At 61.1% G+C, this 15,424-nt stretch carries 3 protein-coding genes; 1 reads left to right on the top strand and 2 read right to left on the bottom strand.

Annotated elements, in window-relative coordinates; all coding sequences use genetic code 11:
* Position 1: 1 nt before the first annotated feature.
* Both J9870_RS00870 and J9870_RS00875 read right to left on the bottom strand, forming a co-directional pair.
* A complete protein-coding gene (locus J9870_RS00870; RefSeq protein ID WP_210642284.1) occupies positions 2-13,690 on the bottom strand; it encodes a retention module-containing protein in 13,689 nt (4,562 codons plus the stop codon).
* Between the two features lie 217 nt (positions 13,691-13,907).
* A complete protein-coding gene (locus J9870_RS00875; RefSeq protein ID WP_210642285.1) occupies positions 13,908-14,069 on the bottom strand; it encodes a hypothetical protein in 162 nt (53 codons plus the stop codon).
* On the opposite strand from J9870_RS00875, the gene J9870_RS00880 reads away from it, so the two are divergent.
* On the top strand, positions 14,050-15,399 hold the full coding sequence (locus J9870_RS00880; RefSeq protein WP_210642286.1) for a TolC family outer membrane protein: 1,350 nt from the start codon (positions 14,050-14,052) through the stop codon (positions 15,397-15,399). The two genes, J9870_RS00875 and J9870_RS00880, sit on opposite strands and share 20 nt — an antisense overlap.
* The last annotated feature ends 25 nt before the right edge of the window (positions 15,400-15,424 follow it).

Genomic DNA, 15,424 nt, shown 5'->3' on the forward strand with positions numbered 1-15,424 from the left:
GTCAGCTGTTGTTGTGATCGACCTTGATGGTCGGGTCACTGCCGGCGATCAACGAGTTCAGGTTGACGTTCGACCAGTTGTTGCCTTCGAGTTTGATCGTCACGTCCGGTGTGGCCGCTGCGCCGTTGGCCGCGTTGAACTGGCCGGTGGTGCTGACCTGCAGCGAAGTCACGCCATCGACTGTGCTGATTTTCAGGAAGTGGTCGATGGTGCTGCCGGTTTCGCCCTGCAGCAGATCTCGCAGGTCGATCCGGTCGCCGTCGCTGGCCTTGAAGTCCTTGATCACGTCAGTGCCGGTGTCGCCGGACTTCCAGACAAAGGTATCGCCTCCCAGGCCACCGATCAGGGTGTCATTGCCCGGGCCACCGGTCAGCGTGTCGTTGCCAGAGCCACCGAGCAGGATGTCATTGCCCTTGCCGCCATTGAGCGTGTCGTTGCCGCCCTGGCCGAAGAGGATGTCATTGCCGCCACCGCCCAACAGGGTGTCATTGCCATCGTGGGCGCCGGACACATCGAACGCGGTGTAGTGTTCGGTGATGTACTGGTGCACGTTGCTGGTGGTGACCTTGCTGACGTCCACGCCGCTTTGCTGGGCCACGAACGCCTGGATGGCCTGGTAACCCTCGCCGGCGATGCCGTTGAAGCTCACCAGGTCGCCGAACAGGATGTCGTTGCCCTCGCCGCCGTTGACCGTGTCGGAGCCCGGCAGGGTCGCTTCGGTGTGGCCGATGATCGAGTTGGCCAGGTTGTTCGGGTCGATGTTGGTCTGCGGTGTCGAGTCCGAATCGTAGGGTTTGAGGTCGTTCAAGGTCACGTCGTTGTTCAGGCCGATGGCCTCGACGGTGCTCAGGCCCTTGAGCAGCGTGAAGCTGTCGGTCGAGCCCGCTGCCGAATCGACATAGTTCCAATACTCGCCATAACCGGTACCGCCCTGGTTCGACAGTTCAAAGGTGCCATTGCCCTCGGCATGTACCGTGCCCACATAGCTATCGGTCCATTTCTTGCCGCTTTTGGTCGACAGGTACATCTCGCCGTTTTCGTAGATGGTGTACTTGTGCGTGCTGTCGATCGTCTGGGTGTAGTACTTGCCGACGCTGTAATTGGCCGCGCTCAAGACGTCGTCGAGCTTGACGGTGCCGTAAAGCGTCGGGTTGGTCTGTTCGCCGGTCTGGTAGTAAGTCGGCTTGCCGTCGGTAATGAAGTACGTCAGGTTCTTCGCCCCGGTATTGCTCAGGGCTTCGGTACTGTTGAAGAAGTTCGCCGTGGTCTTGAACACGTCTTCGTAGTTGGTACCGCCACCGGACACCATCGAGTCGAGCACCCCTTTGAGCAGGGTCAAGGCATTCGGATCGTTGAGGTTGACCGAGATCGACTTGTTCACCTGGCTGTCGAAGTCCGCCAGGAAGATGTTCACCGTCCCGGCATTGCTGCCCATGCTCTGCTTGAGGGTGTTGAACACCGAGGTCAGCGAGGTCTTGGCCGCGGCGATGGACGAGTCGCTCATGCTGCCGGAGCTGTCGACCATGAAGGCGATGTTGTAGTTGACCCCCGGTACCACGGTCAGCCCGCCGATGTCGGCGACCACGATATCGTTGCCGTCGGTGCCGGTGACGTTGTCACTGCCCGACGTGGCGGTGACCGCGTTATAGGTCGCTGGGTACACGGTGACTGGGATCTGCGCCGTGGTGGTCGCCGAACCGCCGAGGGCTTCGGTGGAGGTGGAGGTCACGGTCAGGTTGAGCTGGCCGTTGTAATAGGTCGGCGGGGTCAGGGTCAGGCTGCCCAGGTTCCAGCCACTGACCGACGCTTCACCATTGCTGCCCACGGTCGCAAAGTGGCCCGCGCCATCGCTCAACACACTGCCTTCCGGCATGCCACCAATCTTCACGCTCAGGCTTTCGGAGCCGTCGGTGTCAGTCAGGGCGGTGGTGATTTTCGACAGGTGCACGCTGGTGCCTTCGGCGCCTTCGTTGAGTTTGAAGCCGTCGTAATAACCTTCGCCGTTGGTGCCGTGCAGATCGGAGACGGTCACGCCAGCGTTCGCCAGGTCGGTCACGCCGGTGTACAGCGGCACGCCCGCGCTGCTCAGGTCGACCGGCGTGCTGCCGTTGACCGACAGGTTCACGTCATAGCTGCCCGGGCCGGTCTGGTTGTGGTGGTAGATGTCCAGGGTGTAGTAGCCGCTGGAGGTCGGGGTGAACGAACCGTTCAACTTGCCGCCCGCGCCCCAGGTAATGGCCGCCACGTCTTTGCCGCCGATGGTCACCAGCAGGCTGTCGTCGCCGGTACCGCTGAAGGTGTAGGTCTTGCCGGCCTCGAGGAAGATCAGGCCCGAGGTTTTCGAGGCGGTGCCCGGGTTGACGTTGCTGTCGGACTGCACGTTGGTCACGGTGCTGGTGCTGTTCGGTGTGCCGGCGGCATCGATCACCGATTTAAGGGTGCCGGACGGCGCACCGCTGCCATCGGTGCCCAGGCCCGACAGGCCGGTCCAGACTTCCTTGATCAAACCGGTGGAAGTCACGGCGTTGCCGGCCACGTCGAGGGTCGGTGCGTCGGCGACTGGGGTGATGTCGATTTTCACGGTGCTGGTATTGCCCAGCGTCTGGCCGTCGGTTGGCTGGAATTTGACCTGTGCGTAGTCGGCCTGGTTGTTGCCCGTGCTGCTGCCAACATAACCATTGGCGCCGGACTCGTTGGCGTCCGGAGTGAAGCGCAGCTTGCCGGCGTCGATGTCAGCCTTGGTGAAGGTCTGGTTGTTGGCCACGTCCTTCCAGGTTGCACCGTCCAGGTACTGCAACTTGCCATCGGCCGGCAGCTCGGTGATTTTCACACCCAGGTTGGCGGCGGAACTGTCCACGTCGCTGACGCCGAAGGTCGACCAGCCGAGCACCAGCGAAGTGTCTTCGGTACCGGTCACGGCGCCGCCGGTGGCAACCGGCGCATCGTTGACCCCGACCACGTTCACCGTGGTGGTGGCGGTATTGGAGTAGCTGCTGCCATCGGTCACCGTCACGGTGATGATGCGCGGCACGGTGCTTGGATCTTCACTGTTGTTAATGAAGCTGATGTTCTTGATCTGCTGCATATAGTCGGCCAGCGTCGCGTTGCCCGACAGCGTCAGCGTGACTTTGCCATCGGTGCTGTTGGCGTTGATGCTGATGCCGTTGACGCTGTTACCCAGGTTCAGCGCATCGCCGGGCTGACGGTTGGTCAGCACGATGGTGGCACCGGTCAGCATGGTGCTGTCCGGGTCAGTGATGCTCAGATCGGTGTCGGCGATGGACACGCCCGGCCCGGTGGTGCCTTCGGTGAACGTTACCTGGTAATCGGCACCGGTCTTGCCGCTGGAGTTGTTGGCGTCCAGGTCGAGAGCCGGAGGCGCATCGTTGTCGATGATCGAGGTGCTGACGCTGCCGTTGGTGCCGCTGACCGCCAGGTGCTCGAAGTTGCCACCAGTGGCCGAGTCGATCTTGACCACGAAGTTTTCCGTGCCTTCGGTGATCTTGTCGTCCAGCGTTGCCACGTTGAAGGTCGCGCTGGTGGCGTTGGCCGGGATTTTCACGGTGTAGACACCAGTGAAGTCCGTGCCGTCGGCGGCGGTGCCGCTGTAGACGATCTTGAGTGTCACCTCGGTTTGCGCCGGGTTCGTCAGGCTGACGGTGTACGTGGCAGCCTGGCCTTCGGTGACCGACGTGCTGCCGGTGATACTGACGGTGGTGTTGTCGACAGTGTCACCCACGGCAGTCGACGCACCGGTCTTATCGACAGCGATGGCTTCGAGGTTGCCACCGGACGCCGATTTGATCGACTCGGTGATGGACGGTGCACCGGTGTAGACATCGTTGCCGACGGCTACATCCAGAGCGCCCGAGCTTGCGCCGGCGGCGATGGTGATGGTCTTGCCGCTTTCCAACGTCACGGTCACTGGACCGTTTTGCGCAATGACAGGTTTGCCGTCGGCACCGGTCAGGGTCGCAGTGTAAGTGATGGTGCCGTTTTCATTCACGGTCGGATTGGCGGTCAATGTCACCGTGGTGGTGTCGTTGACATCGCTGACGATGGTGCTGACCGGCGCAGTATTTGGAGCAATAGCTTCCAAGTTGCCGCCGGATGCATCTTTGATCGACTCGGTGACGGTGGTTGGACCTTGGTACACGTCGTTGCCAACGGCTACGTCCAAGACGCCGGAACTTGCACCCGCGGCGATGGTGATGGTTTTGCCGCTGTCCAACGTCACGGTCACCGGACCGTTTTGCGCAATGACCGGTTTGCCGTCGGCACCGGTCAGGGTGGCGGTGTAGGTGATGGTGCCGTTTTCATTCACGGTCGGATTGGCGGTCAATGTCACCGTGGTGGTGTCGTTGACATCGCTGACGATGGTGCTGACCGGAGCGGTGTTAGGAGCGATAGCTTCCAGGTTGCCGCCAGTGGCGGTACTGATGCTTTCGGTGACGGTAGTCGGACCTTGGTACACGTCGTTGCCAACGGCCACGTCCAGCACGCCGGAACTTGCACCCGCAGCGATGGTGATGGTCTTGCCGCTTTCCAACGTCACGGTCACCGGACCGTTTTGCGCGGTGACGGGTTTGCCGTCGGCACCGGTCAGGGTGGCGGTGTAGGTGATGGTGCCGTTTTCGTTCACGGTCGGATTGGCGGTCAATGTCACCGTGGTGGTGTCGTTGACATCGCTGACGACGGTGCTGACTGGCGCAGTATTTGGAGCAATGGCTTCCAAATTGCCACCGGATGCATCTTTGATCGACTCAGTAACCGTCGTTGGGCCTTGGTAAACGTCGTTACCCACAGCGACATCGAGCACGCCCGAACTTGCACCCGCAGCGATGGTGATGGTCTTGCCGCTTTCCAACGTCACGGTCACCGGACCGTTTTGCGCAATGACCGGTTTGCCGTCAGCATCGGTCAGGGTCGCGGTGTAGGTGATGGTGCCGTTTTCATTCACGGTCGGATTGGCGGTCAATGTCACCGTGGTGGTGTCGTTGACATCGCTAACGACGGTGCTGACTGGCGCAGTATTTGGAGCAATAGCTTCCAGGTTACCGCCCGATGCATCTTTGATCGACTCAGTAACCGTCGTTGGACCTTGGTACACATCGTTGCCGACGGCTACATCCAACACACCCGAACTTGCACCCGCAGCGATGGTGATGGTTTTGCCGCTTTCCAACGTCACGGTCACCGGACCATTTTGCGCAATGACGGGTTTGCCGTCGGCACCGGTCAGGGTGGCGGTGTAAGTGATGGTGCCGTTTTCGTTTACGGTCGGATTGGCGGTCAGCGTTACCGTGGTGGTGTCGTTGACATCGCTAACGATGGTGCTGACTGGCGCAGTATTTGGAGCAATGGCTTCCAAGTTGCCGCCGGATGCATCTTTGATCGACTCAGTAACCGTCGTTGGGCCTTGGTAAACATCGTTACCCACAGCGACATCGAGCACGCCCGAACTTGCGCCCGCGGCGATGGTGATGGTCTTGCCGCTGTCCAGGGTAACGGTGACTGGACCATTTTGCGCAATGACCGGTTTGCCGTCGGCACCGGTCAGGGTGGCGGTGTAAGTGATGGTGCCGTTTTCATTCACGGTCGGATTGGCGGTCAATGTCACCGTGGTGGTGTCGTTGACATCGCTAACGATGGTTGTGGCAGGAGCGGTGTTCGGAGCGATGGCTTCCAGATTGCCGCCGGATGCATCTTTGATCGACTCGGTGACAGTGGTCGGACCTTGGTACACGTCATTACCAACCGCGACATCCAACACGCCCGAGCTTGCGCCCGCGGCGATGGTGATGGTCTTGCCGCTGTCCAGGGTCACGGTCACCGGACCATTTTGCGCCGTGACCGGGTTGCCATTGGCATCGGTCAATGTGGCGGTGTAGGTGATCGTCCCGTTTTCGTTCACGGTCGGTGTCGCGGTCAACGTTACGGTAGTGGTGTCGTTGACATCGCTAACGACGGTGCTGGCTGGAGTCGTGTTTGGTGCGATGGCCTCAAGATTGCCGCCAGTCGCTTCCTTGATCGACTCAGTCACCGTCGTTGGCCCTTGGTACACATCGTTGCCAACGGCTACGTCCAGTACGCCTGAGCTTGAACCGGCTGCAATGGTGATCGTTTTGCCGCTATCGAGCGTGACAGTGACTGGGCCGTTCTGCGCGGTGACCGGGTTGCCGTTGGCATCGGTCAGCGTGGCGGTGTAGGTGATCGTGCCGTTTTCGTTCACGGTCGGTGTCGCGGTCAAGGTCACCGTGGTGGTGTCGTTGACGTCGCTGACCACAGTGCTGACTGGCGCGGTATTCGGAGCAATGGCTTCGAGGTTGCCGCCAGTCGCTTCTTTGATCGACTCAGTCACCGTCGTTGGGCCTTGGTAAACGTCATTACCAACAGCGACGTCCAATACGCCCGAGCTTGCACCGGCAGCGATGGTGATGGTTTTGCCGCTGTCCAAGGTCACGGTGACTGGACCATTCTGCGCAGTGACCGGGTTGCCATTGGCGTCGGTCAAGGTCGCGGTGTAAGTGATCGTGCCGTTTTCGTTCACGGTCGGCGTGGCGGTCAACGTCACGGTAGTGGTGTCGTTGACATCGCTAACGACGGTGCTGGCTGGAGTCGTGTTCGGAGCAATGGCTTCGAGGTTGCCGCCAGTCGCTTCCTTGATCGACTCAGTCACCGTCGTTGGGCCTTGATAAACGTCATTACCAACAGCGACGTCCAATACGCCTGAGCTTGAACCGGCGGCGATGGTGATGGTCTTGCCGCTGTCGAGCGTGACGGTCACAGGACCGTTCTGCGCGGTGACCGGTTTGCCGTTGGCATCGGTCAGCGTGGCGGTGTAGGTGATGGTGCCGTTTTCGTTCACGGTCGGCGTGGCGGTCAACGTCACGGTAGTGGTGTCGTTGACATCGCTAACGATGGTTGTGGCAGGAGCGGTGTTCGGAGCGCTGGCTTCCAGATTGCCGCCGGATGCATCTTTGATCGACTCGGTGACAGTGGTCGGACCTTGGTACACGTCATTACCAACCGCGACATCCAACACGCCCGAGCTTGCGCCCGCGGCGATGGTGATGGTCTTGCCGCTGTCCAGGGTCACGGTCACCGGACCATTTTGCGCCGTGACCGGGTTGCCATTGGCATCGGTCAATGTGGCGGTGTAGGTGATCGTCCCGTTTTCGTTCACGGTTGGCGTGGCGGTCAAGGTCACGGTGGTGGTGTCGTTGACGTCGCTAACGATGGTTGTGGCAGGAGCGGTGTTCGGTGCGATGGCTTCCAGGTTGCCACCGGAGGCCGAGGCAATCGACTCGGTCACGGTGGTTGGGCCTTGGTAGACGTCGTTGCCGACGGCCACGTCCAATACGCCCGAGCTTGCGCCCGCCGCGATGGTGATGGTCTTGCCGCTATCGAGCGTGACGGTCACCGGACCGTTTTGCGCGGTGACCGGGTTGCCATTGGCATCGGTCAGCGTCGCGGTGTAGGTGATGGTGCCGTTTTCGTTCACGGTCGGCGTGGCGGTCAACGTCACGGTAGTGGTGTCGTTGACATCGCTAACGATGGTTGTGGCAGGAGCGGTGTTCGGAGCGATGGCTTCCAGATTGCCGCCGGATGCATCTTTGATCGACTCGGTGACAGTGGTCGGACCTTGGTACACGTCATTACCAACCGCGACATCCAACACGCCCGAGCTTGCGCCCGCGGCGATGGTGATGGTCTTGCCGCTGTCCAGGGTCACGGTCACCGGACCATTTTGCGCCGTGACCGGGTTGCCATTGGCATCGGTCAGCGTCGCGGTGTAGGTGATCGTGCCGTTTTCGTTCACGGTCGGCGTAGCGCTCAGCGTCACCGTGGTGGTGTCGTTGACGTCGCTAACGATGGTTGTGGCAGGAGCGGTGTTCGGTGCGATGGCTTCCAGGTTGCCACCGGAGGCCGAGGCAATCGACTCTGTCACGGTGGTCGGACCTTGGTAGACGTCATTACCAACCGCCACATCCAACACACCCGAGCTTGCGCCCGCGGCGATGGTGATGGTCTTGCCGCTGTCCAGGGTCACGGTCACCGGACCGTTCTGCGCAGTGACCGGGTTGCCATTGGCATCGGTCAGCGTCGCGGTGTAGGTGATCGTGCCGTTTTCGTTCACGGTCGGCGTAGCGCTCAGCGTCACCGTGGTGGTGTCGTTGACGTCGCTAACGATGGTTGTGGCAGGAGCGGTGTTCGGTGCGATGGCTTCCAGGTTGCCACCGGAGGCCGAGGCAATCGACTCTGTCACGGTGGTCGGACCTTGGTAGACGTCATTACCAACCGCCACATCCAACACACCCGAGCTTGCGCCCGCGGCGATGGTGATGGTCTTGCCGCTGTCCAGGGTCACGGTCACCGGACCGTTCTGCGCAGTGACCGGGTTGCCATTGGCGTCGGTCAGCGTGGCGGTGTAAGTGATCGTACCGTTTTCGTTCACGGTCGGCGTGGCGGTCAGCGTCACCGTGGTGGTGTCGTTGACATCGCTGACCACAGTGCTGACTGGCACGGTGTTTGGCGCGATGGCTTCGAGATTACCGCCGGAGGCCGAGGCAATCGACTCCGTCACGGTGGTCGGCCCTTGGTACACGTCGTTGCCAACAGCCACATCCAACACACCCGAGCTTGCGCCCGCGGCGATGGTGATGGTCTTGCCGCTGTCCAGGGTCACGGTCACCGGACCGTTCTGCGCAGTGACCGGGTTGCCATTGGCGTCGGTCAGCGTGGCGGTGTAAGTGATCGTACCGTTTTCGTTCACGGTTGGCGTGGCGCTCAACGTCACGGTAGTGGTGTCGTTGACGTCGCTAACGATGGTTGTGGCAGGAGCGGTGTTCGGTGCGATGGCTTCCAGGTTGCCACCGGAGGCCGAGGCAATCGACTCCGTCACGGTGGTCGGCCCTTGGTACACGTCGTTGCCAACAGCCACATCCAACACACCCGAGCTTGCGCCCGCGGCGATGGTGATGGTCTTGCCGCTGTCCAGGGTCACGGTCACCGGACCGTTCTGCGCAGTGACCGGGTTGCCATTGGCGTCGGTCAGCGTGGCGGTGTAAGTGATCGTACCGTTTTCGTTCACGGTCGGCGTGGCGGTCAGCGTCACCGTGGTGGTGTCGTTGACGTCGCTGACCACGGTGCTAACTGGCGCGGTGTTTGGAGCAATGGCTTCCAAGTTACCGCCCGATGCCGAGGCAATCGACTCAGTCACCGTCGTCGGACCTTGGTACACGTCGTTGCCAACAGCCACATCCAGCACACCCGAGCTTGCGCCGGCGGCGATGGTGATCGTTTTGCCGCTGTCCAGGGTCACGGTCACCGGACCATTTTGCGCGGTGACTGGGTTGCCATTGGCATCGGTCAGCGTGGCGGTGTAGGTGATGGTGCCGTTTTCGTTCACGGTTGGTGTTGCGGTCAACGTCACGGTAGTGGTGTCGTTGACATCGCTGACCACGGTGTTGACCGGAGCGGTGTTCGGGGCGATAGCTTCCAGGTTACCGCCCGATGCCGAGGCAATCGACTCAGTCACCGTCGTCGGCCCTTGGTACACGTCGTTGCCAACAGCCACATCCAACACGCCCGAGCTTGCACCCGCGGCGATGGTGATGGTCTTGCCGCTATCGAGCGTAACGGTGACGGGACCGTTCTGCGCAGTGACCGGGTTGCCATTGGCATCGGTCAGCGTCGCGGTGTAGGTGATCGTGCCGTTTTCGTTCACGGTCGGCGTAGCGCTCAGCGTCACCGTGGTGGTGTCGTTGACGTCGCTAACGATGGTTGTGGCAGGAGCGGTGTTCGGTGCGATGGCTTCCAGGTTGCCACCGGAGGCCGAGGCAATCGACTCTGTCACGGTGGTCGGACCTTGGTAGACGTCATTACCAACCGCCACATCCAACACACCCGAGCTTGCGCCCGCGGCGATGGTGATGGTCTTGCCGCTGTCCAGGGTCACGGTCACCGGACCGTTCTGCGCAGTGACCGGGTTGCCATTGGCGTCGGTCAGCGTGGCGGTGTAAGTGATCGTACCGTTTTCGTTCACGGTCGGCGTGGCGGTCAGCGTCACCGTGGTGGTGTCGTTGACATCGCTGACCACAGTGCTGACTGGCACGGTGTTTGGCGCGATGGCTTCGAGATTACCGCCGGAGGCCGAGGCAATCGACTCCGTCACGGTGGTCGGCCCTTGGTACACGTCGTTGCCAACAGCCACATCCAACACACCCGAGCTTGCGCCCGCGGCGATGGTGATGGTCTTGCCGCTGTCCAGGGTCACGGTCACCGGACCGTTCTGCGCAGTGACCGGGTTGCCATTGGCGTCGGTCAGCGTGGCGGTGTAAGTGATCGTACCGTTTTCGTTCACGGTTGGCGTGGCGCTCAACGTCACGGTAGTGGTGTCGTTGACGTCGCTAACGATGGTTGTGGCAGGAGCGGTGTTCGGTGCGATGGCTTCCAGGTTGCCACCGGAGGCCGAGGCAATCGACTCCGTCACGGTGGTCGGCCCTTGGTACACGTCGTTGCCAACAGCCACATCCAACACACCCGAGCTTGCGCCCGCGGCGATGGTGATGGTCTTGCCGCTGTCCAGGGTCACGGTCACCGGACCGTTCTGCGCAGTGACCGGGTTGCCATTGGCGTCGGTCAGCGTGGCGGTGTAAGTGATCGTACCGTTTTCGTTCACGGTCGGCGTGGCGGTCAGCGTCACCGTGGTGGTGTCGTTGACGTCGCTGACCACGGTGCTAACTGGCGCGGTGTTTGGAGCAATGGCTTCCAAGTTACCGCCCGATGCCGAGGCAATCGACTCAGTCACCGTCGTCGGACCTTGGTACACGTCGTTGCCAACAGCCACATCCAGCACACCCGAGCTTGCGCCGGCGGCGATGGTGATCGTTTTGCCGCTGTCCAGGGTCACGGTCACCGGACCATTTTGCGCGGTGACTGGGTTGCCATTGGCATCGGTCAGCGTGGCGGTGTAGGTGATGGTGCCGTTTTCGTTCACGGTTGGTGTTGCGGTCAACGTCACGGTAGTGGTGTCGTTGACATCGCTGACCACGGTGTTGACCGGAGCGGTGTTCGGGGCGATAGCTTCCAGGTTACCGCCCGATGCCGAGGCAATCGACTCAGTCACCGTCGTCGGCCCTTGGTACACGTCGTTGCCAACAGCCACATCCAACACGCCCGAGCTTGCACCCGCGGCGATGGTGATGGTCTTGCCGCTATCGAGCGTAACGGTGACGGGACCGTTCTGCGCAGTGACCGGGTTGCCATTGGCATTGGTCAATGTGGCGGTGTAAGTGATCGTCCCGTTTTCGTTCACGGTTGGCGTGGCGGTCAACGTCACGGTAGTGGTGTCGTTGACATCGCTAACGATGGTTGTGGCAGGAGCGGTGTTCGGGGCGATGGCTTCCAGGTTGCCGCCAGAGGCAGTACTGATGCTTTCGCTGATGGTCGTTGGGCCTTGGTAAACGTCATTACCAACAGCGACGTCCAATACGCCCGAGCTTGCGCCGGCGGCGATGGTGATGGTTTTGCCGCTGTCCAAGGTCACGGTGACCGGACCGTTCTGCGCAGTGACCGGGTTGCCATTGGCATCGGTCAGCGTGGCGGTGTAGGTGATCGTGCCGTTTTCATTCACGGTCGGTGTCGCGGTCAGCGTCACGGTAGTGGTGTCTATCGAATCGGTAATCGTAGTCACCGCAGGCGCGGTGCTCGGCACCAAATTCTCAAAGTTGCCGCCAGTCGCGCCGGTAATGGTGGTGCTGACGGTGCTGCCGTTGTTGTAGACGTCATTGGCCGGCGTCTCGACATTGACCGTGCCGGTGGTTTGGCCTGCAGCAATGGTGATGACCGAGCCGTTGCTCAAGGTCACGGTCACCGGCGTTTGAGCCGGGTTGGTCAACGTCGCGGTGTAGGTGATCTGGCCGCCTTCGGTAATGGTGTTGCTAGCGGTCAAGGTTAGACCGGTTGCATCGACTGAATCAGTAATCGTAGTGACGGCAGGCGCAGTGCTCGGTACCAAATTCTCAAAGTTGCCGCCAGTCGCACCGGTGATGGTGGTGCTGACGGTGCTGCTGTTGTTGTAGACGTCATTGGCAGGCGTCTCGACGTTGACGGTACCGGTGGTTTGGCCTGCAGCGATGGTGATGACCGAGCCATTGCTGAGCGTTACGGTTACTGGCGTTTGAGCTGGGTTAGTCAGGGTCGCGGTGTAGGTGATCTGGCCGCCTTCAGTAATGGTGTCGCTAGCCGTCAGCGTCAGACCGGTACTGTCAGTGGAGTCGGTGATCGTGGTGACCGCAGGCGCAGTGCTCGGTACCAAATTCTCAAAGTTGCCACCAGTTGCACCGGTAATGGTGGTGCTGACAGTGCCGCCATTGTTGTAGACATCATTGGCCGGAGTATCGACAGCAACAGTGCCGGTGGTTTGGCCCGCAGCGATGGTGATGACCGAGCCATTGCTCAAAGTCACGGTCACCGGCGTTTGGGCCGGGTTGGTCAGCGTCGCGGTGTAAGTGATCTGCCCGCCTTCGGTGATGGTATCGCTGGCGGTCAGTGTCAGGCCGGTATTGTCAGTGGAGTCGGTGATCGTGGTGACCGCAGGTGCGGTGCTCGGCACCAAATTCTCAAAGTTGCCGCCAGTCGCACCGGTAATGGTGGTGCTGACGGTGCTGCCGTTGTTGTAGACGTCATTGGCCGGCGTTTCGACATTGACGGTGCCGGTAGTCTGGCCGGCGGCGATGGTAATGACCGAGCCGTTGCTCAAGGTCACGGTCACCGGCGTCTGGGCCGGGTTAGTCAGCGTGGCGGTGTAGGTGATCTGGCCGCCTTCGGTCACGGTGTTGCCCGCCGTCAGGGTGACGGTGGTGGTGTCGATGGTGTCGGTGATCTGGGTCACGGCCGGCGTGGTGGGCAAGGTCACGGCAATGCCGGTACCGCCGGTGGTGCCAGTGACGGTCACACTGATCTGGCTTGGGTCGTTGTAGACCGTGTCGTTCGGCGCGAGTGGGACGTTGACGCTACCGGTGAGTTGACCCGCCGGGATCACGATGACCGCGCCGTTGGACAAGGTCACGGTCAGGTTGGTCTGCGGGGCCTGGGTCACGGTCGCAGTGTAGACCAGCACACCGCCGGCCTCGGTCAGGGTTGGCGTGGCGCTCAGGGTCATCGTTGCATTGAGCACGGCGTTGGCGGTCGTATCCGTGGTATCGCCACCGAGGATGTTGTTATCGGTGGCGGCAGCCGCAGCGAGACCTTCCGTTGGGAAACCGACGGTTGGGTCGACGCTGCCCGCAGTGGCATCCAGCACCACAAAGCTGTGGCCGCCACCGGCGGCACCACCAGTCCCCGCAGCGGTAGCGCCGGCGGCGGTGGCTTCCAGGTCGGTCGTCGGGTCGACGCCAGCGGCGATGGCTTGCTGCAGCTCTTCTACCGACGGTGCGGCCTGGGCAGTGGCTTGTGCCAGGTCAGTGGAAGAGTCCGGAGCATTGGCGCTCCACTGAGTGTCGCGGCCCAGGTCCAGGGAGCGACCGTCGGCCAGCTCCAGTGTGACGGCACCGGCAGGGCCGGTGTCCAGCTGCTCGCCCGTGTACAGGCGATCCCCTTCAATGAGTACGCGCCGAATGCCCTCGGGGGATACGGCGAAAACCTGACCAACAATGCTTTTGACAACGGCAACAACACTGCTCATTGAAGATTCTCCGGGTGCCACGCTCAGTAGACTTCCATGGACCCGGCAGCCTGCAGGCGGCAGCGGTCTGGACGTTCTTGCTCACTAAATAAGGTTGTTTTGACGCTTTTGTGTGTCAATAATTTGGCTGTAGATTTCCACATATTTTGTTTGTGCCAAACTATTGACCTTCTGCTGGCCATCCTAAACAATTGCTTTCGTAATGTCACATTGATATTTAAGCGGCGACCTGTTCTTTCGGTGCGTGTTCCAGCTCCTGTTTTGAACTTTCCGACATACGGTCATTCCGGTTGCCATCATCCGATGCAGCGCCACGTTTCGCTGTGATCCAAGACAAGTGTTTCAGGAAGAAATCCACCATGCGTTCGCCCTTGTTCATGGCTTTACCCTTTGCCCTCGCCGCCAGTTTCGTACAAGCACAAACCTTGCCGCAGGCCATGCAACAGGCGCTGGATGTCCATCCTGAAATTCAGGCCGGCGTGAACAGTCGCCTCGCGGCGGACTACCAGCTCAAGGCGGCCAAGGGCGGCTATCTGCCTAGGGTGGACCTTGCCGCCGGGTATGGTCGTGAAGGCACTGACAGCGTCACCACCCGCTCGGGCGGTAACAATCATTGGGAAACCCTGAACCGCAGCGAGTCGAGCCTGCGCCTGTCGCAGATGGTTTTTGACGGTTTTGCGACGTCAAGCGAAGTCGGGCGTCAACAAGCCACCGTCAACGCCCGTGCCTATTCGTTGCTGGACGCTTCCGAGCGCACCGGGTTGACGGTGGCCCAGGTCTACCTGGACGTGCTGACCCGTCGCGAGTTCGTGCGCCTGGCCGAGGAAAACCTCAAGAGCCATGAGCGCATCTTCGACCAGATCAAGCTGCGCACTTCCCGTGGCGTGGGCAGCGGTGCCGACCTGGACCAGGCCGAGGCGCGCATGGCCCAGGCCCGCAACAACCTGATCACCGAACAAACCAACCTGGCCGACGCCCAGACCAACTACCTCAGCGCCGTCGGCCAACTGCCGGACCAGTTGGAGCGCCCCGCCGACTTTATGGCGCTGTTGCCGGCCAACCTGACCGAAGCCCGTGCCCAGATGCTGGAAAACAGCCCGGTGCTGCGTTCGGCCGAAGCTGACATCGCCGCTGCCGAGCAACAGTACGAAGCCGCCAAGTCGAGCTTCTACCCACGTTTCGACGCCGAGCTGGGCCGTACCGCCGACAACGACCTGGATGGCCAGAACGGCCACAATAATGAATGGCAGGCCATGCTGCGCATGCGTTTCAACCTGTATGCCGGCGGCAGCAACAAGGCGGACCTGGAGTCCAAGTCGTACCTGTCCAACCAGGCCCTGGATATTCGCAACAATGCGCTGCGTCAGCTCAATGAAGAGCTGGGCCTGGCCTGGAACGCCTTGAACAACGCCAACGCCCAGGTGCCGATCGCCCAGCAATATGTCGATCACAGCACCAGCGTGCGCACCGCCTACCAGAGGCAATTCAGCCTCGGCGAGCGTACCTTGCTCGACTTGCTCGACAGCGAAAACGAGCTGTTCAGCGCATCCCGGCGCCTGGCGGAAATCAAGAATGTGCAGCTGTTCACTCAGTACCGGATCAAGGCAACCATGGGTCAGTTGTTGAAAAGCCAGGGTGTGGTCGCACCGTTGGCATCGGTTGTGCAGAACGACGTGAAACCCAAGGTTCAGTTGCCTGGGATGAATTGAGTCTACAACCCCGTTTTAATCAGTC

Source organism: Pseudomonas sp. Tri1, assembly GCF_017968885.1.
Lineage (GTDB): Bacteria > Pseudomonadota > Gammaproteobacteria > Pseudomonadales > Pseudomonadaceae > Aquipseudomonas.

Bases quoted from the DNA above. Each gene is read 5' to 3' on its own strand.
- J9870_RS00870 (WP_210642284.1), bottom strand. From the start codon at position 13,690: ATGAGCAGTGTTGTTGCCGTTGTCAAAAGCATTGTTGGTCAGGTTTTC.
- J9870_RS00880 (WP_210642286.1), top strand. From the start codon at position 14,050: ATGCGTTCGCCCTTGTTCATGGCTTTACCCTTTGCCCTCGCCGCCAGT.
- J9870_RS00875 (WP_210642285.1), bottom strand. From the start codon at position 14,069: ATGAACAAGGGCGAACGCATGGTGGATTTCTTCCTGAAACACTTGTCT.